This is a genomic window from Mycoplasmopsis bovigenitalium, from assembly GCF_002356075.1.
GTDB classification, from domain to species: domain Bacteria; phylum Bacillota_I; class Bacilli_A; order Mycoplasmatales; family Metamycoplasmataceae; genus Mycoplasmopsis; species Mycoplasmopsis bovigenitalium_A.
The window spans coordinates 748,670-773,969 of the sequence record NZ_AP017902.1 but is presented as its reverse complement, the minus strand read 5'-3'; the positions used below and the strand labels follow the sequence as shown (position 1 = coordinate 773,969).

Below are 25,300 nucleotides of genomic sequence, written 5' to 3'. Positions count from 1 at the left end.
AATTTGTTTTTATTTGCTTTTTTTAATTGCTTTTTCTACTTGGTTAAATTTAAGACCGCTATTAGATATTGACCAAGCACTGGCAATTGGTTTATTTATTTGTTTTAAAAAACTAATAACTTCTTGTGCTTGTGTTGGTTCTAATTGGTGCACTACTTGGAGTGTTTTTTCATTAAATCCAACGTCAACACCGTCGGCTTGTGGAGAGACACATTTAACTAAATAATATCTCTCGCCGTCTTGGTAAATTTGGAAAATATTCCTCATTATATGCCTCCTATTGCTAAATCATTTTCGAACATTTTCAGCGTGTAATCGCCGCTAGTTCTTAGCGCGTTAAATATATTTACTTCCACCGAATTTTTAGCCAGTAAAAAGTAATAACGTACTGGTTTACTTTGACCTATCCTATGTATTCTTTTCAATGATTGCCGATGCAATTCTCCGGAATAAGTAAGTGAAAAATATACTTGGTTAAATATTTTGTCTTGTAATCCGTCAATTCCCCGCGCTCCGGATAAATACTGAATTATTACAATAAAGCGTTCCGTTTCATTTTGTAACAGTTTCAAGTCGTTGCGTTGACCGTTTATTTCATAACATTTAATTTTTAACTTCTCGCACAATTTCTTAATTGCTTGTGCTTCTACTTGATAGTTATAAAACACCGAAAAGTTGTAAGTGCTTGAAGTTATAAGTGTTTCTAATTGCTCAATTTTATTAGTATTTAGTTCAATAATATTGTCCTGATCGCTTTTAATGCTTCCGCCTATTATCATTCTTAACCCGTGAAATAATTTCATTACACTATCAGCCGTAAAACTTCAATCGCTAGTAGCGAGCGTCTTTGTCTTTTTTAAAGTCTCGTAGTCCTTGGTGGGAGAACTTATAAACTTAAACGCTTGCTTTTGCGGCAATTCTATTGCTTGCTCAGTTTTCAAAAAATAAGCCCGCGTTTTTAATAATTGCATTAAATAATCCGTGTTTTTGTATCCGGTAATCATTTTAAAAGGTTGAGCGCTTGTTTTCATTACAATATACTTGCAAAAATCTTCCAAAAAGTCACCGTACTTATAACCAGAAACAAAACAATTAAGAAGACGCATTTGTGGGTATAAATTAATATAACCAGTTGAAATAGGATCGCCACTTAAAAGCAGCAAGCGCCTAATGTAGGGTGATAGTTTAAAACAGTTTTTGCTAATTTGGCTAGTGTGAGATTTAAGCGCCTGACTTTCGTCAATAATAACATTAAGACCCGCGCCTAAGTTTAACTTCTTGAACAAATTACTAAACCGACGATAACTAACAATAAAAACCTTGTTTGCTGCTTGTGATATGTTTTGGAATTCTGCTATGCTGTGTTTGTCTTTAACTATAAAAACTTCGCCCGCTACTTGCTGTTCTGTGTATTCGTCAAATCAATCGCTAAGTTTTAACGGGTCGCAAATTATAATCGTTGGCAATGAGCAGGTTTGTTTTATGTGTTTTAGTCAATTAATAGCACATAGCGTTTTACCAAGCCCCATATCCAAAGCCAACAAAAAGCGGTCGTGTGCTAGTGCTTTATTTATCGCTTGCTTCTGGTAGTTATAAAGTTTTTTCATGCTTGTTTATGTACTTTCTCCAATAAGATAACTGCTTTTGTCCGTAGTGTTTTAAAACCGACTTCTTATTTTTTACAATGTTGTCAACCACTCACTTATAGTTATTATTATCAACAAATACCCAAATTAAATCATTCATAAAATTATGCGCTTGTAAAATTTGCAGCGGGGTTGGTTTGCTTCTTTTGAATTCGCTTTTAAGTTCTAATGCGTAAGTTGTGAAACGGTTAAAGATAAGTAAGTCGCACATTCCCGAAACTTGAAACAATCCGCCCGCAACTTTAAAAAATGGCACTCCTTGTTTCTTTAATTCTCGCTCTATCTTTTTTTCTACGTTCTTTTCTTTTAGATTAGACACAATGCTCCTCAATGTTTGTCGGGTGTATTCTTTTCCCATATGGGTCGGTCTTTTTTAAATAATCATAGAAACCGGGGCTAGTAGATATTCAAAAAACGTTATTTTTTACATTCAGCCCGCTTTGTTTTTCAATAATCTCAACAAGTCGCAACGCTTGTTCTGAATTACTGTGCCCAACATTTGAAAAACTCCGCTCTTGATATAACTGTGTTTGCTTTGCATTTACTGGGTGGTTGCTTTCAATCATAAAAATACAATTACTCATAAACTTATGGTGCATTAACGGCAAATATTCAAAAGAACCTCAATCAGTCATAAAAAACAACTGTTCTCCGCTTTGACTTGTTAATTGATAAGCATTATTAGCGGCGGAATCGTGAACAGCTTGCAATGTTGAAATGTGCAACCCGCTAATTTTTAAATGCTTGAAATAATCCAATAAAACAAAACGGTGCTTGTATTTTTCTAGTTCTGGATATATTGTCATTAATCTTGCAAATGATAAAGGGTTAATAATAACACTCGCCCGATTATTAAAAGCTAAAAAATTTTTTAAATACTTAACATGGTCAAGGTGCTCGTGTGAAATTAAAAGCAAATCCGCGGTCATTAAATCAGCATAATATTTGTGGTTTGTAAATTGTTTTACATTTATTCCCGCATCTATAACAACATTCAAATTTTTAAACTTTATTAAATAGCAGCTACCTAAGGAAGAAGAACCAAAACTTGTGATAATCATTAATAAGTCACCCTTGTCACGAATACTTGGCGGTCTTTGGTTATATCTTCAATAAGTTCGGCATTTCCTTCGTCTATTCTTTCAAAGTTATCAATAAATAACGGCAAATTAATCTCCATAAGATTTTGGAACAACACCGAGAATTGGCAAGCAATTTGCATTTTTTTCGCTTGATTTAAATTTTTATACTCTACCCCGTTGTGTGTTATTTTTAGCGATTCTTGACCCGTTTTTTCGTCCTGAACAATATGCACAAGTCAACCAAGGCAAGAAATCTCCCTCATTTTTTCAACTTCTTTATTAAATAAAGCAATTAAAGCATTCTCAATTGAGATAACAGTATTTAACTCATTTATAACGTTAATTTTTGCTTTTTCTCAGTGCTCTTGCTCTATCTCTCTTATTTGTCGTGCAACATCTCGTGCTGTGTGTTTTAATTCAAAAGAGTAGTTAATATTAACCGAATAAGACTCAAGCATTGTAAGAAATCCAAAATTTGCTTCGATTACTTTCAGTCTATCTTTTAGCGTTTTCTTGTAATTAATAATTGAACCGTGTTCTTTTAGTATGGTTGCAATGTCGAATTTTTTATCTAAATTTTTAAGCACAAAAGGTGAATTTTCTAATAATGCAATAAACTCTTCTCGCTGAGCTGCTCCACTTAAATTTATAAAATAGTCAGGCAAACACAAAAGGCGTAAATGTTGTTTTTTAATTCCTAAAACTTCCTCAAGCCCTTTTTTATAAGCGTTATATTCTTGGTTTGCTGATTTTCATATTCAGGTTTTACTCTGTGTATTTTGAATAAATCAACTTTCCCCGTCAACATATAGGTGCAGGGTTGCTGTTATTGGTTCAATACTGTTAGTTCTATTGCCATTAACGTCAATGCCACCTAATAATAAATGAGTTAAAGCACTAAGAGTTGTAGTTTTTCCGCCAGCGTTTCAACCTTCAACAATTGGGCAAAACACCCCGTAGCACGTAAGGTATTTATTTAAATGTGACAATGACTTAAACTGAAGCACTTCCAAGTCAAATAATTCAACTGTTTTCATTCTTAACTCCTTAATTGTTATAATTTTTTATATGATTAATTGAAAATATCCATACAATTCAAAACGCTGAATTGCGCTCCGCGATAAGCATTTATGAAAGCAACCTTATTGTGTTAAATGTGAGACCACGTTTAACCTACAAGTTGACCATATAATCTCTCATCGCAATAATGAAAATTTATTTTTAGACCCCGAGAACTTGCAAACTCTTTGCATTCAACACCACTCAGAGAAGACCAACCAAACAAAAGGGCTAATATTCTTTAAGCGTTCAAATTTACCCCTTAAAATCAACACCGGAGTTGCGGGTGGTATAAATTTACATTTAGACCAATTCATTAAATTACAAGCGCATTATTTTACAAATTACGCGACACATTGCGAGTTTAACATTAAACAAAATAACCTAAACTATAAAGAGTTGCAAACCTTAGTGAATTTAGTGCTTGAATTTTTCAAAATAAAGGGTCTAGTCTTTGAAAATATCCAAAGCAACGAAAGTCAGGTTGTCGAGTTATTTAACAATTTGCTCGCGGAATAATTTATTATTTTATTGTTTAAGTGTTATCACCAGCCCATTCTATGAATTCACCAAACTATAATAATTAACATTATTTATTCGCTTGTTTCGCTAGTTTCAGCACTTAGCGATTTTTTTAATTCTCTTGCTTGATTGTAAGTTTTAAAAATTGGCTTGGTTGGGTGCTTGGTTCTTCTGCTATAAAGCACATATTTAAAAGTTCGTTTTAGTGTGCTTGCGTCTATGATTTTGTCAGAGTTTAAAAGGCGCAAGTGTTTTATATGTTCGAACCTTAAAATGTAGCCTTTTTGCTCATTTGTAATTGTTAAAAGGTTCGGAGAATGTCAGCAAATCCCTAGCACGCCCTTAACACTCACATTGTCTTTTGTCGTAATTACAAGGTAGCGGTTAAGATAACTTTCAAGTTGGTTAGGTTCTAGTTTAATTTTCTTCATTGCTTAACTCCTCGTACTCCATGTCTCTGTAAATGTCTAAAAAATCTTCAAAAATATCTTTCAGTAACTCAGAAGGAATAGCACTAACATTTGCCGCTTCTTTTGCTTGGAAGTTCCCTTCTGTTTTATATTTATGATTGCGTAAAGACGGCAACATTCGGTCACTTATTGACATTTCAGCAATTAACTCGTTATTTCTGAATATTTGTTTGCGTTTGCCATTTTTAACGATTTTTAACGAGTTATTATTTTTTAAATCAAACAAAACATTAGACAGAAACACGGTAGGTTTGGGTTGTAAATATCCATAGTCACCATAATATGTTTCATTAAATGCAAAAGTCTCGTTGTAAAAGTCGTCGCGGTTGTACTGGATATATTTTCAAATTAGCGAACTTTTTGGGTTTTCGATATATCAAAAACGCGGTTTGAATTCTTTAATAAGATTTATAGTGTTGTCAATGCATTTTTGACCAAGTCGCTTAATAAATAATTGTTTGTCCGCGTCTAAATATTTAGTAAACCCATTTTTTAAACTTTCAAATTCTTTAACGCTTCTCTCAGTTAGTGCAGTTCTTGTCTCGTCTTTATATTTTCAAAAGCAAGTGCCACCACCTTTTAATGATAAAATAGAACTAAACGATTGGCAAAGGGGGCTAGCGACTATAATGTCAGGTTTTGGAAAAGCACTAAAATGCCTTTTTAATCACTCAAACTCTTCGCTCAAGTCTACTACAAATTGTTTATTATGATAACGTTCCGGAAACAGGTCGAACGTATAAATTTCAAAATTTGGGTTATCTCCTATCGCTTTATAAACAGAGTTAACGCCACCGCCGAATAAATCTCAGACAATTAATTTTTTCATTTCTTTATTTTTTAAAAGTTTTCAACAAGTGAAACTTTCGCCTTTCTGCGTTCAGAAACTTAAATTGTTTTACTCTTTGAAATATATTTATACTAAAATATAATTAATTAATATATAAGGAGCATCATGCAGAAAAAAGTTGTTCAAAATATTTGTGTCATTGGTGTTGGCAGATTTGGCGATGCCGTTATTAAGCAGTTACTAAATATGAATGTTTCACTTTTAGTAGTTGACAAAGATGAAAAAAACCTAACACACTACTCAGAATTGGTGGATAAATTGGTTGTGGCTGACGCTGCCGAGCCAAAGGCACTTAAATCACTTGGGATTCAAAATATGGATATGGTTGTTGTTGCAACCAATGATAATATCGAAATAGTAGCAGCATTAACTGAAATTAAGGTTACAAATATTATTGCTCGTGCGCACTCTGAACGCCATGCCAATGTTTTAAAACAAATAGGCGTTAATGTTATTATCAAACCAGAACAAGAAGCAGGAATGCGTACAGCACTTCTTGCTGCTAATCCAAATTTCGCTAAATATTCAATGGGGCTTCAAGAATTGGGCGATAATTTTGTGATGGGAACTACTTCACTTACCAATCCCGAATACTTCGATAAATCTCTGAAAGATTGTAAATTTATTGAAAAAGGACTAAGTGTTGTGTTAATAAAAAGAAATTCTGAAACAATTTTACCTAGCGGATTTACAATGTTGCAAAGTGCAGATTTAATAACAATACTAGGTAAAGTAAATGATGTTGTTCATGCTTTTGAAATTTTAAATAAAGTTTAATTTTAAATTTTTACTTATTGTTTAGAAAAATGAATAAATAAGTAAAAATAAGATTGGAGTAATATGTCATTAAAAGCGGGTATAGTTGGCTTGCCAAATGTTGGCAAAAGCACACTTTTTAGTGCGCTTACAAAATATCAAGTTGAAGCATCTAACTATGCATTTACAACTATTGAACCAAATATTAGTTCAGTTCCTCTTAAAGATAAAAGACTTTATGAATTAGCAAAACTTGTTAATCCTAATAAAATTGTTCCTGCTACATTTGATTTTGTTGATATTGCTGGCTTAGTTAAGGGTGCTTCAAAAGGTGAAGGACTAGGAAATAAATTTCTTGGCAATATTAGAGAAGTGGATGCAATAATTCACGTGGTGAGATGTTTTGAAGACAAAGATATAATGCATGTTGCAAATGAAGTTAACCCAGTTAATGATAAAGATGTAATTAATATGGAGTTAATTTTAGCTGACATTGAAACAGTTAAAAATGTTTTAAATAGAATTGCAAAAAAAGCCAAATCTGGCGATAAAACTGCTATTTTAGAACAAAATCTTTGCTTAAAATTACAAGAAAAACTTGAAAATGGTTTTGCTGCTAGAACCTTAGAAAGCTTAACTCAAGAAGAATTAAAAATTATCAAATCATATCATTTACTGACTTACAAACCAATGATTTATGTAGCGAACCTGTCAGCACAACAAATATCAAACTATGAAAATGATGCTCTTTTTATGAAATTTAAAAATTCATGCAACCAAAACGAGAAAATATTACCAATTTGCGTTCAATTAGAAAGTGAAGTTTCACAACTTGATGAAAACGAAGCAAAACAATGGCTTGATTCTTATGAAATTAAATTCAGTGGACTAGATTTATTAACCCGCGAAGCATTTGACTTACTAAATCTAAAAACCTACTTCACAGTTGGTCAAATTGAAGTTAGGGCTTGAGTTTTTAATAATGGAATGTTAGCTCCCCAGTGTGCAGGTATTATTCATAGTGATTTCGAAAACAAATTTATTAAAGCTGACATTATAAATTATGATGACTTTATTTCTTATGGATCAGAAGCCGCTGTTAAAGCAGCAGGAAAAATTAGATCTGAAGGCAAAAATTACGTTATGAAAGATGGTGATATTTGCCACTTTAAATTTAACAAATAATTTACTAATATATTCATTTTACAATTCAATACAACTTTTTCGCCATGTGCGAAATGGGGGTTTAGTATAATGGTAGTACTGCAGTCTCCAAAACTGCTTGCAAGGGTTCGATTCCTTTAACCCCCGCCATATGAGTTATACTCAAATTTTTACACCTAATTTAGGTGTTTTTTCTTAATTTGGACCGAATATATACTAAATATATAAATTAAATTTATACAAATATGCTATAGTTATATTGTAGATTTGAGGAAATATGAATAAACAATTAAATCTTCTATTTATTGGAGATATTTTTGGACAACCTGGGATTGATATGGTTGCCAAACATTTAGATAATATAAAAAAACAACACAATATTGATGTTACTATTGCTCAGGCGGAAAATGTTTCAGATCGTAAAGGTTTTATTAAAAAAGATTATGAACAACTAAAAAAAATTGGCATTGATATTTTTACACTTGGGAATCATGTATGAGCACAAAATGGCATATTTGAAATAATTTCAAATCCCGACGTGATTAGACCATTAAATATTTCAAACTCATATGCTGGACAAGGCAGTAATGTGTTCAAAATCAATGATTGCACACTTCGGGTAACTTCTTTAATGGGTATTACATTTAACAAATTACTTCATCCGTGAAAAGAAGAGTATGCACAAAACTTTTTTGATGCAATTGATAATGTCATTGAAAATGGCCAAAAAACTGATTTTCACTTTGTTGATTTTCATGCTGAAACAACAAGTGAAAAAGCAGTGTTATCTCAATATTTAGACGGCAAAGTAGACGCTGTTTGTGGAACACACACTCATGTACAAACAAATGACGCACATACTCTAAAAAATGGAACTTGTTTTATTTCAGATGTTGGTATGGTAGGGCCATATAATTGTGCAATAGGTGCTAATTTTCAAGAAGTTTATGAACATATGCGCTATGGGAGCAGATCAAAATTTCAAATTTCAAACAATAAATGCCAATTTAATGCTGTTATTTTAAAATTAAACACAATCGAAAAACAAAATAACTCAATAGAGTGTATTAAGATACTGCCAAATGACTAGAAATAATAAATATTTATTTGTATAAAAATACAAATGATTACTTTTAGTAAATGTGGAAATATTAGCTTTATTTGCACAAAAAGCCACAAATTTATGCGTTTTTGACCAATCGCGCATTTTTTTTTTTTTTGTAAAATCAAAATAACTATTGATAATTTTCGGAAATTTCAATGGAAAATAATTGATGATAAAAGGAGAAAAAATGGCAAAAACTAAAATACTGTTGGCCACAGGTTTATCGGTTTTAACTGTTGGTGCAGTAGTTACAGCTTCAGTCATTGTAACTAAAAACGCTAAAAACAAAAAAGACAACACTGTACAAAAAACTCCAGAGCAAATTACGCAAAACTCAGAGGTTAAATACGAATTATCTAATGAACAAAAAGACCTATTAAATGCAAAATTTATCTTACACAAAGGAAAAGAAGTAACAGTTGTTTTATCGAATTCTAGTGGTAGTGCTAAAACAATTAAAACAAAAATTAAAGAAGATGGAACAGTTGATTTTTCATCTCTAAAAGATGGTAAAACATATAATGTTGCAAAAATAATTGTTAAAGATGGTGAAAAAGAATCAGATTTAATCGATGAAGTTAAGACTCATAATGACGGTTCAAACACGGGTGGGCAATCTGGTAATACTACAAAACCAGCCGACCCAATCAATGGAGATGGTAAAAAACCGGGAGATACAACAAGACCTATGGAACCAATTCAAGGCGACGACCCAAGTGTTGGTGGCAGCTCAGAAGGTCCTAAAGATCCAGCAGCACCCGCAGAGGAAGGTCCTAAAGATCCAGCAACTCCAGCAGAGGAAGGTCCAAAAGACCCAGCAGCTCCAGCCGAAGAAGGTCCTAAAGATCCAGTAGCTCCAGCTGAAGAAGGACCTAAAGATCCAGCAACACCAGCAGAGGAAGGTCCTAAAGATCCAGTGGCACCAGCGGAAGAAGGTCCAAAAGACACGGCAACTCCAGCAGAGGAAGGTCCTAAAGATCCAGTAGCGCCAGCTGAAGAAGGTCCTAAAGATCCAGTGGCACCAGCAGAGGAAGGTCCTAAAGATCCAGTAGCACCAGCCGAAGAAGGTCCTAAAGATCCAGCAGCTCCAGCCGAAGAAGGTCCAAAAGACACGGCAACAACATCAGAAAGTTAAAAAAAATACAAAAAGCCCGAGCAACAAACTCGAGCTTTTTTTTATTTTAATAATTAAATTTTAGTATTTAGTGATCTTTGTTTTTGGGTATTAACAAATTTCATGTTTTTATTTTTTGAAGCGTACATCGATATTGGTATATTTAAAAAGATAAAGATAGGATAAGTAATTAATGCTTTAAATTTATTTCAAGGGCTAAAGCGTTTTATTTTCTTTGCTTGTCTAATAATTACACACAGACCCATAAAAAAAGTAATTAGATAATAATAGATAAACATAATAGGTAATGATAATGCACCTAAATATACTCCTATATTATCAATGTTATTTGCTAATAAGACCAAGTTTAAAACAGTAATAGTTGTATTTATAATTAACAAAGTAAAGAAAAATAATCAAGAAGGCGTTAGCATTGCTATATAGTCTAAATAATTAAGTTTTTTCTGTGGGGCTTCCAATTTAAAAAATAAATTTTTAAATATTGATTTATTGATTAAACTCCCTAATTTATAATTGCCAACAGTTCATCGTGTTCTTTGTTTTCAAGATATATTTCAGTCAGTTGGTTGTAAATCATAAAATTTTGCTTGGTCTACATATACACCTTTATAGCCATTTACAAGTGCATCAAAACTAAACTCAGTATCATGAACCATTGATTGATACTTGCCTCAATAATCATTTTTCTCTAGTAGACTTCAACGCACCATAAATCCAGTTCCACCAACCATATGTGGATTTCTAAATGCTGAACGCGTTGTAGCGACTTGTGATACTAAACGATAAAATTCAATTGAGTAAGCTGAAGAAATTCAATTATCTTCAAAGTTTTGTGTGTCTCTAAACGAAGTAAAATAATCATATTTTTTAGGATCATTAAAAGCATCATTCATAATGCTTAATCAATTTTCATCAACAATATTATCAGCATCAAATCATGAAAATGAATCAAAATCACCAAATTCATCTTTTATTTTTAATAATGTTTCATGTACTGCAAAATTTGGCCCAATTAATTGTTTATTAAATCTTTCGTAAACTTTATCAGCTCCTGCTTGCAAAGCAACTTGTGCAGTGTTATCGGTACAATTATCTGCGACCACAAAAACTTTAAAGTATTGTTTAGGATATCTCATAGATTTAAGTGATTTAATTAAATCACCAATGATATGTGCTTCATTATGGGCGGGAATAATAATGCAGTGATTATTAAATTTATTAGTTTTATTAAAGCGTTTATTTTTTATAAACAAGGCAAAAAAAGTATAAAAAATTTGCAAAAAGAATATTGCGGTAAATAGGGTGGTAATGCCTATACCTATATAAGTAATTATTCTTGTAGCTAGTACTAGTTGTTGCATATAACTTTACTCACTTTCAGTCCAATCTATATGGAAAAAATTTTCAAAATTATATATATATATATATATATATAGCAAGTTCTTTTCCACATGGGGCAAACAAAAAGTCGTATATGCCTATAAAATGGGCTTATACGACATTTGCACTCTTTAAAAAAGAATTCCATATTTGGGTGTTTAATCCAATTAAAAATAATGGAAATTTTTCTGAGAAAATGGGTCTAAAAGCTTAATAAAACAGGTTAAAAAAAATAAAATAATATAATTAAATAGCTTTAAATATATTGATATATACATATATACGTATATATCAAACAAGCATAATAATATACTTTATAAAAACAATGATTAGAGGTGTGATGAAAAAACATAAATTACTATTAAGTGTTGGAGTTTTATCTTCGACAACATTACCTATCTCACTAACTTCTTGCCATAAGCAAGAAGTCAATGAAATCAAAAAAAATACACAAACCGTTGAACAAGAAAAAGATATTAATACTGTAGCAGCAAATGTAAAAGTTAAATTTATTGGCGAAGCAAGCAAAACTCATGCAAGCGATGTTAAAGAAAATCAAATTGAATTTACAAACATTGAGGATGGCTATCAAAAAACCGATGTTAGTTTGCGCCCAGATGATAAAAATGGAATTTTAAGCGTTGAATTTGTAATCCAAAAAGGTGAAGAAAAATCGAATTTAATAACCAAAGAATTTACTGGATTCCTAATTAAAACCGATGAAGCGATAACTACTCCAGAAGGCGGCGAACAAGATAACCCAAGTAAACAAACACAACCAGAAAATGGTGCGCAGCCCGGTAACAATAGCGAAAACCATGAAATTCTTCCAAAAGACCAGGCAGATAACGGAAATACAAATACAAGTGAAAAAGATAAATATTTAATGCCCGAATTATATGAACCTTCTGTTAAGGGTGCACTTTTTGTAGTAAATGAAGATCACAAAAGTGAAATTCCTGCATTATTAGATAAAGTTATTTCAAGTGAAAAATCTGTTCTGAAAATAAGTGATGGAAAAGTAATATTAGGCAAAGCTGCTGACAAATCTAAAACATATATCACAGTTTCAAATAGTGTCTCTGGATGAGAAAAAGTCAACACAAATAAAGATAGTAAAAAGGGCAAAGAAGCTAACATTAGCCTTAAGGGCGGCAATAGTCGTGGAATTAAAGTTGTCAAAGAAAATGACAAATACACTCTAAAATGAGTTTTGTTTGATAAAAATAATAAAAAAGGAACTGAAGAGTTTTCTCAAACCCTTGACCTAACCTCAAAATCAACATCAGCAAGCTCAGAAAATAGTACAAGCACACCAGAAAACAAAGAACTAAAACCAAACACACAACCTAGCGAATCTTTAAAAGATGAAAAACAAAATGCGAGCACTTCTCCAGAAAAACAAAAAGAATCAGAAAAACCGGAATCAAATGTAGCGACACCTCCTATAACAGGCAACACTGAGACAAATAGTGATTCAAGTCAACCTCCAAAAGATTCAAATAAGGAAAAAGAACAATCAAATAAATCTGAAACCGATCCAAAAGAGGATAAAGAAAAAGAGAAAAAAGAAAAAACCCCTAAAAAGAAAACAACAAAGAAAAAAGAAAAAAATCTAAAAGAAAATCAAAAGCTAGAAAACCTAAAGCAACTGAAGAATCAACAGACAATGGTGAAGTTGATACTCTTGAATAATAAGGCTTTTTTAGGATTATAAAATTTACCAATTCACAAGAAAATGCGTATCATACGCATTTTTTGTTGCTTAAATACTTTGACCAATTAAAAGCAAAATAAAAAGCAAGTCTAAACTTGCTTAAAATACTTATTTTTTGTAGTTAATGCCTAATGCTTTTAGCATTGGAACTAAGAAGAAGTTAAATGGTTTGTTGAAGTGAGGTAAGAAGAATACGTCTGTTAGAGCAATTTCTGGTAATGTTAAGCCTTTTTGAATTGCTAAAGCAAACATGTAAATTGTTTCAGCGTGAATTGTTTTACCTCATGAACCTAATTGAACACCTAGTAGTTTTAATGTTTGTTTGTCATAAACAATGGTACATGCAACTTTTTCGGCTTCTCTCATGAATTCTGGTCTATCCATGTCTTCAAAGTGAACTGATGCAGCGTGTTCAAAACCATTAGCTTTTGCCATTTCTTCTGTGAATCCTGTTCCTGCATAGTGGCAATCAAATACATTAATTGCGTTTGTACCAGCTACGCCTGGGAATGGTACATTAACACCGGCAATGTGTAATGCAGCAACTAAACCTGATTTAACAGCGTTTGTTGCTAAAGCAACGTGTCTACTGTCACCAGTAACAGCATGTTTTAGTGCACATGAGTCACCGACTGCATAAATGTTTTCATCTGAAACTGATCTTTGGAATTCGTCAACTAAAATTGCGCCGTTTGGTAGTTTTTCTAGGTCAACAAAGTCTGTTCTTGGTTTAAAGCCAATGCACATTACGACTAGATCTGTTTTGTATTCACCTTTGTCAGTAACAACACTTGAAACATCTTTTCCATTTTTTGATCTGAATTCAACAACTTTTTCACCTAAAGCAAGTTTAATACCTTCTTTACGCATGTTTTCTTCCATAACATTTGTAAAGTCTTCGCTAAAGTAGTTACCTGTAACACGTTTGTTAACATCAATTAAAGTAACTTTTTTACCTTTTAAGTGGAATGCTTCAACAAGTTCAACACCAATGTATCCTGCACCAACAATAGTAACATCTTTAATGTCTTTATCATTTGCGTATTCAATTAATTTTTGAGCGTGTTGGTAAAGTTTAGATAAAACAATTTTATTGTATTCAATACCTTTGATTTTTGGTTCGATTGGTCAAGTACCACCAGCGAAAACTAATTTGTCATAAGTGTCTGTAAATGTTGAACCATCTGCATTGTTACGCACTGTAACTTGTTTTTTAACTTTATCAATAGCAATGACTTCGTGGTTTGTTTTTAGATTCACACCATAGTCTTGTTTTAAGCTTTCTGGTGATGAGTAAAATAGTCCACCTGGTTCGTCGAATTCACCAGCAACTCAAACTGCAATACCACAACCTAAAAATGAAGTGTTAGTATTTCTGTCATAAGCTGTAATTTCAGCATCTTTATTAACAGTTTTTAATGTTCTAATGAAAGATGTACCAGCGTGGTTTGCCCCAACTAATATAATTTTCATATATTCTCCCTTTTAAATGAAATAATAATTATAATTAAAAATGAATTATTGTCTAAATTATATAACTTTATAAATTAACAAATTAAGCTTTTTTACTAAAATTTATTAAAAATATTGAAAAATTTAACAAATGTAATAAATAACATTTTTGTTGCTTTTTTATGTGCATTAAACATAAATAATAAATTGATTTTGAACAAAAAAGAAGTAGATATCCACTTCTTTCACTACAATATCTTTAAATTTTTAAGTCATATATATGAATGGATTTAAGCATAAATATATTTTTAAACTACTTGAAATAAAAAGGTGGAAAACACTCACATTATGGAAAACATAATTTATAATGATCTGCTGCGCAGAGGATACAATATTGATGTTGGGGTAGTTAAACATGAATTTAAAAAAAGATTCAAAAAGAGAAAAAGTTCAACTCGAAATTGATTTTATTATTAATAAAGGACACAAAAAATACTATATCCAATCTGCCTTAAATATAGATAATTTAGAGAAAAAACAGCAAGAAATAGTCCGCTTAAAAAAATAGATGATTCATTTAAAAAAATAGTTTAGTAGGAAACAAAATAATTCCAAAACACGATGAAAATGGTATTTTATATGTCGGATTAGAAGATTTTTTACTCAATGAATCAATAATAGATTTATAAATAAATTTAATCATTAAAGTTATAACAATTAACAAATAAAAATACACTAAGTAAAGCTTGGTGTATTTAATTTTTAATTCAATTTTTAAATAACAAAATAACGAAAAAGGCTTATTTATAGTGTTTTTGCTATTTTTTGTTCTACTTTTTAATTATATTTTTAATTAAGTTAGAGTACATTAATATTCTGTAATTTTGTTAATTGTGCCATTATATTTATAAGATATAAGTCAATAAGGTGTTTTATCAATACAAAATTGATTTATTTTGTATGGAATTTGAAATTAATAAATTTTAAAATGAAAACATCACCGCAATTTGCAATGATGTTTACACTATTAAATCTATAATTAAATTTATTAAATTAAAGTTCTTTACAAATATTTTCTATATAAGAAATAATATCTTCATCATTTTTTAGTCTATCTGAAGCATATTTTAAAGCTTTCCGATCTTCTTTAATGGCTTCGAAAACAACTTCTTTGTCGTTTTTTAACTCGTGAGAAGCATATTCTAATGCATCACCATTATTCTTAACAGCCGCTAGAACAACTGTTTTGTCGTTTTTTAACTCGTCTGAAGCATATTCTAAGGCTCATCCATTATTTTTAACAGCCGCTAGAACAACTGTTTTGTCGTTTTTTAATGCTTCTGAAGCATATTGTAATGCTCGACCATTATTTTTAACAGCCGCTAGAACAACTTCTTTGTCGTTTTTTAATGCTTCTGAAGCAAATTCTAATGCATCACCATTATTTTTAACCGCTTCTAAAACAATTTTTTTATCATTTTTTAATTCTTCTGAAGCATATTCTAAAGCATACCCGTCAATTTTTATTGCTTCTAAAACAACATCTTTATCATTTTTTAATGCTTCTGAGGCGAATTCTAATGAATTTGAGCCTTTTGTATAGCGGCTACGTAGAATTCTATTAATAAAACCTATATTTCTGTGAAGATACATATCAAACTCGCTACCACCATCTCTAATAGCTTGTAAAACAAATTCTTTGTCATTCTGTAGCTCAAATGATGCAAATTCTAAAGCATGAGAGTTCTTTTTAACAAGTTTTAAAACAAGCAATTTATCATTTTTAATTTCATATGGCGCATATCTTAGTATATTTTTACTTCTTATTGAATCAACGCTGAGTATTAAATCTTTGTCATATCTTAAATTTTCATCAACAAAATTTAAAGCAATTTCATCTTCGTTTAAAAAACTTACAATAATCTCTCTGTCGGTTTTAAATTTATCTGGAATTCAACTTAATCCTTGGCCACATTCATTACTTAAAGCCATTATTACATCTTTGTCATTTTTAAATTTATCAGCAGCATATTTGTATGCATCTTCATTATTTTCGATCGATTTTATGACAAACAATTTGTTACTTTTTAGTTCTATTGGAGCGTATGCTAAGTACTCAGCTTTATGTTTGATTGCAGTCATTCAGAAATTTTTATCAGTTCAGTTTTTAACTGATAAAAATCCCTTTTTAATAGAATTTTCCAATTCATTTACACTAAAATTACCTCTTATTATATTGTTTTTATTTTTGACTTCAATTATTCATTGTTTTATAAAATCTTTTATAGATTTAAATTCATGTGGTGTTGATAAAGTAATTGTTAATTCATTTATTCCTTGCAATTCACCACCCTTTTCAAAGAATAAATATTCATTTTGCAACATATATTGTTTTAGTAGTTCTAGTGCTTTTTCTTCTAGAACTAATGAATTCGATTCATCAACTTTAATATCATTATAAAATCTATCTATCGAAGAATAAGATAGTTTTATTTCTTTAATATTTTGCATATTTTTCCTTTATTATTTTTAAATTAGTTTTTTATTCATTTTTTTCAATTCAATCATAAAATAGCGCAGAAATATAAGATTCAATTATTGTCTGCGATCTGTTTTTTATTTTTTGGGTAAAGTCTTTAAAAAGTTTTTCCTTTTCTTCTTCGTTTAGGTTTTCATATTTTTTAAAATTCTTATCTACTTTTCCAGTTAGTTCGTCATCAACAAAATCTTGAAAATGTTTAATAGCTGGGGGTATTTGTATAAATTGATCATTATATGCTACTATTCGCCCATCTTTTAAAGAGCTAAAATCAATTATGTTGAATTTAGTTTTTTCGCCATTTACTGTTTGATTAAAATGATTTTTCTTTTCCGGATTAAGAGATTTATTACCTTTACTTGCATTATCGGGTTGGGTTATTAATGCACCATTACCGATTTTATGAATTAGGTTGTCCCTTTTATAATCTTCAATACCAGCTTTATTAAAAATATCTGCAAGATTTTTATTTATTGTTTGGGGAACTGTGTGGTGGTCGTATGTGTAATTAGTGAAATCTTTATAGTATTCTTTTTGTTCATCAGTCTCATATTTACAAAAATATTTTGGAGTTTCTTCTTGGGTTAAGCTATAAGCTAATCTACCTAAAACATTTTTATAAGCATAATTGCTTATTTTGTTTTTGTATCCATTATTTGTGATTTCCTGATTAAATTTTGAATTCAGTAATTCATATAATTTTAAAATTTTCTCAGATTTTGGCTTGTCCTTAAGAATTCCAATCATTTCTTCTAACTCTTCATAAAGTTTATTTGGTTGAATAAATTCGCCTTTTTTATCTAATAATTTAGATTTACAAATTTCGTTTATTGATCTAGTTAGAGATTGAGCTTTATATTCGGTTTCTCAAAGCAATGAAAATTTTTCAATTTCAACCAAATATTTGCTAAATTGACTGTATGTTTGTTCAATTTCATTATTTTTTTTATTTGATGAATCAAATAATTTTAATTTATCAGCAATAGTTCAAATTAGTGGAATAAATACAGATTTTTTACCCTCATTTGATAAGTGATAAATTTGGAAATTTATGTAAAAATACTCAATTTTTTTGCTAAATTTATTTTTTTTATCTACAAGATTTCATAAAATTTTATTTTCTTTGCATTTTTCTTCAATATTTTTGTTTGCTTTAATGAATCCATCAACATCTTTAATTGAACCAGAAGAAAAATACTCAAACTGTAAAATGTCTTCTCAAAGTTTTTCTAGAGCACTTGTTTTGTCATTTTTATAATATTCATCAAAGAGCAAATTAAATTTTTCATAGGCGTTAGTGATTTTGTCACTAAAATTTCTATTTATTTCGCTTATATCATCAAATTTTCCATATTTCACTAAAATAGAATCCAAAAAATCTTGAATTAAGGCTTCATATTCATTACTTGTTGCCTTATTTTTTCGTCTAAAATAAAGATTTATTGTGTAGTTGTATGCATCAATATAATGTTTTGTTTTATCTTCTTTAAATAATTCATAAAGTCGGTTTCTGAAAAGATCTAAAGTACCGAGTTTTTTGCTATATTTATTCAAATTACAGAATATTTTAGCAATATCTTTTTCCTTTATTTCCCTAATATAAGATAAAGAAAAGAAAGTTTTATACATAATATGTTTAGTAAAATCATATAGTTCATCAATTTTTTTGATTTTATCTTGGATAAGTAAACAAACTTTTACTCAATTTTTATAAAAACTAGTGTTTTCTATTGACTTTTTATATTTCTTATTATCTTCATCATTTATATATTGTTTATGTGTCAATCTTTCTAGAAATTTATAGTTATCATCAATTCTAGTAAATCCGTTCACTAAATCAAGTATATTGTTGATTGGAAAAGATAAGAGATCTTTAAAATTTTGTTTGGACTCATCGATATTTTGCTGATCTTTCAATTGCTGATAATATTTTGCTAACGCAAAAATAATTATTATTAATGAGGTTATTCGCTGTTGTCCATCGATAATTTGGCTTTGATTGTCTATGGAGGTCAAAATAATGCTATTCAATAATGAAAAGCTTTGATTGTCTTTATAATCATTAAACAATGAAGTAAAGAATCCCTCAATTATGCTTGGATCTCAAGAATAAGTTCTTTGAAAAAGTGGTAATTTGTAATTAGTTGTGCAGCTTGAAGTAAAAAAGCTAAATATATTAGTTTTAATTAGTAAAAATTTTCTTTCATCGCCTGTCATTTCATCAATTTTTTCTAATGTATTGTCAATTGGATTTTCTTTATTTTTTATATAACTTGTATTGGTTTTATTTATATCGTATACTTTTGCTCATGGTATATCTTTTTCTTTGTCTATTTCATCATTTGTTAAGTTATCATTATTTTTACTAATTTGATTAAATTTATCAACGATTTCTTCAATTTCTTCAATCATTTCATCAAATTCGTTTGATATTGATTCAATTAATTGGCCATCTTCATAAAAGTAAGTTTTTACAAAATCAATAGTACTATTTCTTGGTTCTACTTCACTTGAAAAAATATTATTTGGTTTATCTTGACCTATCACATAAATAACGCTTGCTCAAAAATCACGATGAGATTTTTTGTCTTTTTTTGACATCTTTTTTGCTTAATGTATTAATAAAATATTTTTGAACATATCTTTTAAAATTTTGAACTATGAATTCTTTTAGAACTTGCAACGGTTTTAATTCTGAATTTTCTTTTATCTTTGATTTATAAAAATTAACTAGAGCGGGATTAATTTGAAGAGTTTTATCATCAATTTTAAATACTATTTCAAGAGGTAAAAGTGTATTGTTTATACTGTTAATAGTTTGCTCTCCTAAATACCTATTTTTTTCATTTACATTATAAAAAAGCACATCCAGATGATTTTCGAACTTATATTTGTAATTACTATTTTGTTCTTTTTGTTCTTCAAGCTTAATTATGTATGTTTCATTTTCATTTAATTTATCTAATCATTTTAAAACACTATTTTTAAGAATAGCCGCATAAATATGTGTAGTTTTTTTCGTTTTTAATTCTTCAATAATATCCTTGTTAGTTTTCATTTAAACCTCTTATTTTTAATATCTTTTAATAAATTATTATTAAATCCCCCTATTTCAAAGGGCAAAACAAAAAATCTCTTTTTTAAAAAGAGTGTTATATAAGTATTACTATGGAATTACATATTTAATTATTGATCTATATATATATATATATATTGACTTGATTTATTAGTTCAATAACATTCTTGTTCATATTATCTTAATTATACATAATTTGAGCATATAATGCTTGAGCTATTGCTTATTTTAAAATTTCATACTCAAAAAGCTTTGGCTAAATACGATTTGAATAGAACTCTTTAAGCTTATTTTTTAAGATTTGAATGCTTGAATTTAGCAATCCATCGTCTTCATATCCATACTGTAGTTTACCAAAAGCATCTATGTATTTAACTACTTTTTTATTCAAATCTTTATTAATTTGGTTTAATCCATATAGATAATGTGGTTGGTAATCTGTCATTTTTTTGGCTCTTTGGATAATCTCATTTCAATAGTTTATTAAATCATTATGGACATCTTTAAACAACTCAGAATTAAGCATTTGTGCTGCTTTTCCACTTAAACAAATCTGATTTTTAACTGTTTCATCGCTATAGCATTTTACAGTATCACTTAGTAAAGTTCAGAGTAAACAATCATTTAAAAAGGTTTCATCTGCTCAAGCTAATTCTTGCTTGTCTGCACTTTTCATAACTGTTAAAATATCATATAAATATGATTTGCTTTTTCAACTGCTAGCACAATGTAGAACGCTAATTTTCTTAATGTTCTCATTATTAACATAGAAAATTCTATTGCTTAATCCCTTATCTGTATTTGTTAAGATGTTGCCAATATGTTCTAATGTATTACCAATTGATAATTTAGCATAATAATCTTCTTTGTTTTGTGAAATATCAAAAGCATTTACACGCTTAAATACCTTTATAATAGTGGCGTTTTCTAAATGGATAACATCGGAATGGTTATTTGTTTTCTTTCAACGAATAATAGGTAATCCGCCATCTGTAGCATTATAATGCTTTCTATTTGATAAAAACCCTTGTACGAATTCGAAATTAATATGATTAAGCTTTCAATATTTAATAGGTGAAATCAAGCAATATTGGTCGTTTTCTTGCATATGCATATTAGCACTATAAATAAATTGAAAAGATAAATCCCGGACTTGGTTTTTAGGGAATTGGTTGGTCTTATAAATTTGCTCAATTACATAATTAATAGATACAGATTTTCCGCCAACAAATTTTGATTCTGCTGTTTCATCTCTAAAAGGTAGATTTTCTAAAAATAGTACCCTTCCAGTTGGATTTTCTTTTCTTCAAGTAGCTAAATATGTTGCCAATCAATCATTAAAATCCTTGTTTAATGCATCTCCTAAGCTCATTACATTTTCATTAATGTAACATCAATTAGACTGGCATTATTGTATGGCAAACGAATTATTTTAGCTCTATATTTATCAATAATTAACGCGTTATAATAACTTTTATGAAAAAAGTGAATGAGTAAAATTTAAAAAAATTCCCTTTTGGGAATTAAATTTTATGTGGGATTGAAATACCAATTAATCTCATACCAATTTCAAGAACAATATTAACGGCTTTAACGAGTGCAAGCGAGTTATCTTTGTTTTGTTTTTCTAAAATTTTATCAGTGTTTGAATATCAAGAATTAAATTCTTTAGCTAACTTAATTAAATATTGAGTAAGTAAGTTTGTAACTAATTTTTCAACTGATTTTTCAATAATATTAGGAAAATCTAATAAGAGTGAAATAAGTTTTATATCGTTATTATTTTCATATTTTTCAAGATTAAAATCAACTTGTAATGCATTTGCTTTTTCAAGTAGTGAATAAGCTCTTGCGTTAGCATATTGAACTAAAAATGAAGGATTATCATTGGTTTTAGTAGTAGCTAAGTCAATATCAAAGTCAAGTTTTGTATTAGTGGTTCGATCTAAAAGTATAAAACGAGCTGAATCTGTGCCGACTAAATCAATAAACTCGCGCAATCAAAAACTTGTACCCTTACGTTTTGACATTTTAAACTCTTCTCCATTTTTGATTAAACGGACAAGTTGCATACATAGAATTACTAAATTATCATCATTGTTTTGCAAGTTTTTCATTGCGGATTGCATACGTTTAATGTATCCTGAATGATCTGCTCCTCAAACATTTAAAATTAATGGATTAGTGCCATTTGATTTAAATTTGATATCGTGATAAGCAATATCTGGTAAAAAATAAGTAAATGAACCATCTGATTTTATTAAAACACGATCCTTATCATCGCCATCTAATGTTGTTTTAAGTCAAGTGGCGCCATCTTTTTGGAAAGTATTTTCTAGCTTATTAATAACATCATAAATTATTTTGCTATTGTTTAAATATAGAGATTTTTCGCTGAAATATTTATCGAAATGGACATTAAAGTTTGCTAAATCTTTTTTAATTTCGCCTAAAAATAATTCAACACCTTCATTTTTGAAAATATCCAAAATTTCACCTTTAAGTTCTTTATTTTTAAATTTATCGGCATATTTATTAAAAAATTGTTCAGCAGCCCAAATAATATCTTCGCCTTTGTATGATTCTTCTGGCATTGAAAAATCTTTATTGAATTTTTGTTGATAACGCGCAAAAATACTTTGAGCTAATAAATTAATTTGATTGCCAGCATCATTAATATAGTATTCACGAGTCACATTTAAACCACTAAAATCACAAATATTTGCAATTGTTGAACCAATTGCCGCATTTCTCGCATGTCCTACATGTAAATAACCTGTTGGGTTAGCAGAAACTCATTCGATATTTATATTGCCTGTTTTTGAACCACGTCCATAATTTACGCCTTTGCTCAAGATTTCTTTTATTCCCGAAACAAATGAATCATTTTTAAGTGTGAAATTGATAAAACCAGGACCAGCAACATCAATAGTTTCGATGTTTAGATTGTCCTTTATGTATTGTAATTTTTCAATGATTTTATTAGCTAAATCTATTGGTCTATATTCCTTGTGGCCCATCGCAATATTAGTTGCTAAATCACCATGGCTTTTTGGCTCGGTTAGCATAATTTCGCGCTCAATATTTAGTTCTTTAGCAATCTTTTTAAGTTCAATAAGTAATAATTCTTTAATTTGTGATTTTGTCATAATTGAAATTATACTTTAAATTAAAATTGATAATTTTAATAATTAAAAAAGTCAAAAATAAAACTTGCCAGAGGCAAGTAAGTGGGATACTTATTTTCTTAAGTTTAGTTCAGTTAGAGCTTTTGAGTATAAATCAAAGTTTTCTTGTTTTAAGTGTGCTAATAAAACACGACGTTGAGCAATTTTAGCCATGAATCCACGACGTGAGTGGTTATCTTTTGGGTTTGCTTCAAAGTGTTTTTTTAGGTCTTCAATTTCAGCGGTTAAAATAGCTATTTGTACAAATGAATTACCTGTATCCTTAGCATTTTTACCATATTTAGCAACTAATTGAGCTTTTTGTTCTTTTGTTATCATAATAACTCCTTTATTATGTTTTGACCAAGCATAAATTTACATTTAAACCTAGTACAAAATTGATTAAGTATAATCGATATGATTTTAGCAAAAATATAAAAAAAGCCAAGCAATTTGCTATTTTACATTATCAATAAAAAATTGTTTAGCTTGGGCAAAATCATCAAGTTTAGTTTCTTCTAAACTGTTTTTATAAAATGGTCTAATTAGTTTATGGATTATTATTTTACAATGAAATCTTTCAATAGAAGTTCAATCAAAATCAATCATTTCAATACTGCGAGTATTGTCTTTTTTAACTAATAGAAGGCAATAATAACCCATCTTATTTATTTCAATATTAGCAGCATATATACCGGGTTGTATTCTAGTTAAATTATCATCAAAATCTAAATTCAAAATGCAACTATTTTTTTGAATGAATGAATTAAAGCCGAATTTAAAACAATTTAACATGTTGATGACTTCAATTTCGCCTTGTAATGCCAGCTCTTTTAGGAAACTTGTTGAAATTTTCTGGTTATTTTCAAGTTTTAACATTTGTACACAATGATATTTTTTATCAAAGCGTGATGCTAAATAATTTGCATCGCCCAAAGCGCGGTAGCCAAAGCGAAAATCATTGCCACTTATAATGTCAAAATCATCTTGATTAGCAATCAATTTATCAATAAAACTAGTATGTGATAATTGACTAATTTCATTGTATTTTAATTGAATTGCGTTTAAAACACCATTCATTAAAAAACCTTCAAGGCGGTATATCTCATCACAAAAAACTTGATTAGAATTTTTTGGTAAATTTTGTGTATCGGCGAAATAAATTAGTATTATTTCCCTTTCAAAATTATCTTGTTTAGATAAAAAAAATGCCTTTTCAAGAAGTTTTTTATGGCCCAAATGAAAAGATTCAAAAGAGCCCATTATAAATATTGGACTTTTGAATCTTGGTAAATTATGTAGTGTATAAACTTTTAATGGCATGAATAATATTATAAATTAAATTAAGCGCAACTCTTTTAATTTTAAATATGCTCCGTCATTTTTAACATCGCCAGCAACGTCATTTGCGGCATCTTTTAAATATTGCTCAGAGTGGTTCATTGCAACTCCATATGCAGCATTAGAAATCATTTCAATATCATTTGAGCTGTCGCCAAATGCAATTACATTTTTAGAATTTTTAATGTTTAGATATTCGCACAGTCAGTCAATAGTTTGACTTTTTGTTACTCCTTTAGGACAAATGAAAAGTCCACTGTGTCAATATGAATTGATTGAAACATTTAAATTATTATCTTTTATAACTTTTTCAAAATATTCAACAGCGCGTTTTGTTTGCTCTTCGCCTTTGGTTTGAATAGTAATGATGTGGATGTGTTCCTCATCAATTGCATCTAAGTTGAATAATTTCATTTTTGCAGCATGAGGACTTAAAAATCAAGTATTTAAATGCGTACCTTCTGAATAATAACATCAATCAAGGTCTGTAACTGTTAAACCATTAGTATCTTTGCATTTTAAAACTTCATCATAAATTATTTTTAAATCAATAAGGCTAATTGTTTTTTCATAAATTATCTTTTTGTTTTGAAAATCGTATACAAACATTCCATTAGCACCAATAAAAAAATCTAAATCTGGAGTTTTATCCATTAAATTTCCAATAGTGATAAATTCGCGAGCTGTTGAAAGAGTTGAATAAATATTATTATTTTTTAATTCTTTAAACATTTTGGTAACTGTATCACTTAGCGCAGGTGCAGTGTAAGGCAAAATAGTTCCATCAATATCAAAAGCGGCTAACTTAATATTATTTTTCAATTCACTTTTCATTTTTC

The 25,300-nt window shown here is 29.5% G+C and carries 24 protein-coding genes and 1 tRNA gene; 8 read left to right on the top strand and 17 right to left on the bottom strand.

All coding sequences use genetic code 4. The features are described from left to right. Nucleotides 1–9: 9 nt before the first annotated feature. Genes MBVG596_RS03370 through MBVG596_RS03350 form a run of 5 tightly spaced genes read right to left on the bottom strand, consistent with a single transcriptional unit; the run spans nt 10 to nt 3,765 of the window. Nucleotides 10–267 (bottom strand): hypothetical protein, encoded by a 258-nt coding sequence (locus MBVG596_RS03370; protein WP_096387194.1) that lies wholly within the window; start codon nt 265–267, stop codon nt 10–12. Beyond that, nucleotides 267–1,607: a DEAD/DEAH box helicase gene (locus MBVG596_RS03365; protein ID WP_096387191.1), complete on the bottom strand. Its 1,341-nt coding sequence runs from the start codon at nt 1,605–1,607 to the stop codon at nt 267–269. The genes MBVG596_RS03370 and MBVG596_RS03365 overlap by 1 nt, the downstream gene beginning before the upstream one ends. Beyond that, nucleotides 1,591–1,965 carry a hypothetical protein gene (locus MBVG596_RS03360; RefSeq protein ID WP_225247168.1) on the bottom strand — a complete coding sequence of 125 codons (375 nt, stop codon included), beginning with the start codon at nt 1,963–1,965 and terminating at the stop codon, nt 1,591–1,593. The genes MBVG596_RS03365 and MBVG596_RS03360 overlap by 17 nt, the downstream gene beginning before the upstream one ends. Then, nucleotides 1,958–2,707, bottom strand: coding sequence for an MBL fold metallo-hydrolase (locus tag MBVG596_RS03355; RefSeq protein ID WP_096387188.1), 750 nt, complete (start codon nt 2,705–2,707; stop codon nt 1,958–1,960). The genes MBVG596_RS03360 and MBVG596_RS03355 overlap by 8 nt, the downstream gene beginning before the upstream one ends. After that, nucleotides 2,707–3,765 (bottom strand): hypothetical protein, encoded by a 1,059-nt coding sequence (locus MBVG596_RS03350; RefSeq protein WP_096387185.1) that lies wholly within the window; start codon nt 3,763–3,765, stop codon nt 2,707–2,709. Before MBVG596_RS03350 ends, MBVG596_RS03355 begins: the two co-directional genes overlap by 1 nt. Before the next feature lie 31 nt (nt 3,766–3,796). Between MBVG596_RS03350 and MBVG596_RS03345 the strand changes: the two genes are divergently transcribed. Continuing rightward, a complete protein-coding gene (locus MBVG596_RS03345) occupies nt 3,797–4,306 on the top strand; it encodes an HNH endonuclease (protein WP_148664020.1) in 510 nt (169 codons plus the stop codon). Nucleotides 4,307–4,380: 74 nt separating this feature from the next. Here MBVG596_RS03345 and MBVG596_RS03340 read toward each other — a convergent pair whose 3' ends face one another. Further along, nucleotides 4,381–4,740 (bottom strand): hypothetical protein, encoded by a 360-nt coding sequence (locus MBVG596_RS03340; protein WP_096387179.1) that lies wholly within the window; start codon nt 4,738–4,740, stop codon nt 4,381–4,383. Further along, on the bottom strand, nt 4,727–5,608 hold the full coding sequence (locus MBVG596_RS03335; RefSeq protein WP_096387176.1) for a C-5 cytosine-specific DNA methyltransferase: 882 nt from the start codon (nt 5,606–5,608) through the stop codon (nt 4,727–4,729). Before MBVG596_RS03335 ends, MBVG596_RS03340 begins: the two co-directional genes overlap by 14 nt. A 126-nt stretch (nt 5,609–5,734) precedes the next feature. On the opposite strand from MBVG596_RS03335, the gene MBVG596_RS03330 reads away from it, so the two are divergent. From MBVG596_RS03330 to MBVG596_RS03775, 5 genes are all read left to right on the top strand, one after another. After that, a complete protein-coding gene (locus tag MBVG596_RS03330) occupies nt 5,735–6,406 on the top strand; it encodes a potassium channel family protein (protein ID WP_096387173.1) in 672 nt (223 codons plus the stop codon). Between the two features lie 63 nt (nt 6,407–6,469). Further along, complete coding sequence (gene ychF, locus MBVG596_RS03325; protein ID WP_096387170.1) at nt 6,470–7,570, top strand: redox-regulated ATPase YchF; 1,101 nt, start codon at nt 6,470–6,472, stop codon at nt 7,568–7,570. 55 nt (nt 7,571–7,625) lie between these two features. Beyond that, a tRNA-Trp gene (locus MBVG596_RS03320) sits at nt 7,626–7,699 on the top strand. Between the two features lie 127 nt (nt 7,700–7,826). Then, nucleotides 7,827–8,639, top strand: coding sequence for a TIGR00282 family metallophosphoesterase (locus MBVG596_RS03315; protein ID WP_096387168.1), 813 nt, complete (start codon nt 7,827–7,829; stop codon nt 8,637–8,639). A gap of 202 nt (nt 8,640–8,841) precedes the next feature. Next, a complete protein-coding gene (locus MBVG596_RS03775) occupies nt 8,842–9,789 on the top strand; it encodes a hypothetical protein (RefSeq protein WP_096387165.1) in 948 nt (315 codons plus the stop codon). A gap of 53 nt (nt 9,790–9,842) precedes the next feature. Here MBVG596_RS03775 and MBVG596_RS03305 read toward each other — a convergent pair whose 3' ends face one another. Then, nucleotides 9,843–11,150, bottom strand: a complete 1,308-nt coding sequence (locus MBVG596_RS03305) for a glycosyltransferase family 2 protein (RefSeq protein WP_096387162.1) — start codon at nt 11,148–11,150, stop codon at nt 9,843–9,845. A gap of 359 nt (nt 11,151–11,509) precedes the next feature. Between MBVG596_RS03305 and MBVG596_RS03300 the strand changes: the two genes are divergently transcribed. Beyond that, on the top strand, nt 11,510–12,886 hold the full coding sequence (locus MBVG596_RS03300; protein WP_096387159.1) for a hypothetical protein: 1,377 nt from the start codon (nt 11,510–11,512) through the stop codon (nt 12,884–12,886). A 108-nt stretch (nt 12,887–12,994) separates the two neighbouring features. On the opposite strand, the gene MBVG596_RS03295 is transcribed toward MBVG596_RS03300, so the two are convergent. Next, entirely contained in the window at nt 12,995–14,359 is a 1,365-nt protein-coding gene (locus MBVG596_RS03295; RefSeq protein ID WP_096387156.1) for an FAD-dependent oxidoreductase, read from the bottom strand. A 394-nt stretch (nt 14,360–14,753) separates the two neighbouring features. Between MBVG596_RS03295 and MBVG596_RS03845 the strand changes: the two genes are divergently transcribed. Beyond that, nucleotides 14,754–14,906, top strand: coding sequence for a hypothetical protein (locus MBVG596_RS03845; RefSeq protein ID WP_225247167.1), 153 nt, complete (start codon nt 14,754–14,756; stop codon nt 14,904–14,906). A 485-nt stretch (nt 14,907–15,391) separates the two neighbouring features. Here MBVG596_RS03845 and MBVG596_RS03285 read toward each other — a convergent pair whose 3' ends face one another. The 8 genes from MBVG596_RS03285 to MBVG596_RS03250 all read right to left on the bottom strand — a co-directional run bounded on the left by MBVG596_RS03285 (nt 15,392) and on the right by MBVG596_RS03250 (nt 25,295). Beyond that, entirely contained in the window at nt 15,392–16,849 is a 1,458-nt protein-coding gene (locus MBVG596_RS03285; RefSeq protein ID WP_096387151.1) for a DUF4116 domain-containing protein, read from the bottom strand. A gap of 31 nt (nt 16,850–16,880) precedes the next feature. Continuing rightward, nucleotides 16,881–19,478 carry a DUF262 domain-containing protein gene (locus MBVG596_RS03280; RefSeq protein ID WP_096387148.1) on the bottom strand — a complete coding sequence of 866 codons (2,598 nt, stop codon included), beginning with the start codon at nt 19,476–19,478 and terminating at the stop codon, nt 16,881–16,883. After that, the gene (locus tag MBVG596_RS03275; protein ID WP_096387145.1) at nt 19,408–19,935 is read right to left on the bottom strand and encodes a hypothetical protein; all 528 of its coding nucleotides are present in this window, start codon (nt 19,933–19,935) and stop codon (nt 19,408–19,410) included. The genes MBVG596_RS03280 and MBVG596_RS03275 overlap by 71 nt, the downstream gene beginning before the upstream one ends. Nucleotides 19,936–20,209: 274 nt before the next feature. After that, nucleotides 20,210–21,325, bottom strand: a complete 1,116-nt coding sequence (locus MBVG596_RS03270) for a hypothetical protein (protein WP_096387142.1) — start codon at nt 21,323–21,325, stop codon at nt 20,210–20,212. Nucleotides 21,326–21,476: 151 nt separating this feature from the next. Next, nucleotides 21,477–23,102, bottom strand: coding sequence for an arginine--tRNA ligase (gene argS, locus MBVG596_RS03265; protein ID WP_096387139.1), 1,626 nt, complete (start codon nt 23,100–23,102; stop codon nt 21,477–21,479). A gap of 90 nt (nt 23,103–23,192) precedes the next feature. Further along, entirely contained in the window at nt 23,193–23,459 is a 267-nt protein-coding gene (gene rpsO, locus MBVG596_RS03260) for a 30S ribosomal protein S15 (protein ID WP_004421573.1), read from the bottom strand. Nucleotides 23,460–23,576: 117 nt separating this feature from the next. Continuing rightward, nucleotides 23,577–24,443 carry an FAD synthase gene (locus MBVG596_RS03255; protein ID WP_096387136.1) on the bottom strand — a complete coding sequence of 289 codons (867 nt, stop codon included), beginning with the start codon at nt 24,441–24,443 and terminating at the stop codon, nt 23,577–23,579. Nucleotides 24,444–24,458: 15 nt separating this feature from the next. Continuing rightward, entirely contained in the window at nt 24,459–25,295 is an 837-nt protein-coding gene (locus MBVG596_RS03250) for a YcsE-related riboflavin metabolism phosphatase (protein WP_096387133.1), read from the bottom strand. Nucleotides 25,296–25,300 lie beyond the last annotated feature (5 nt).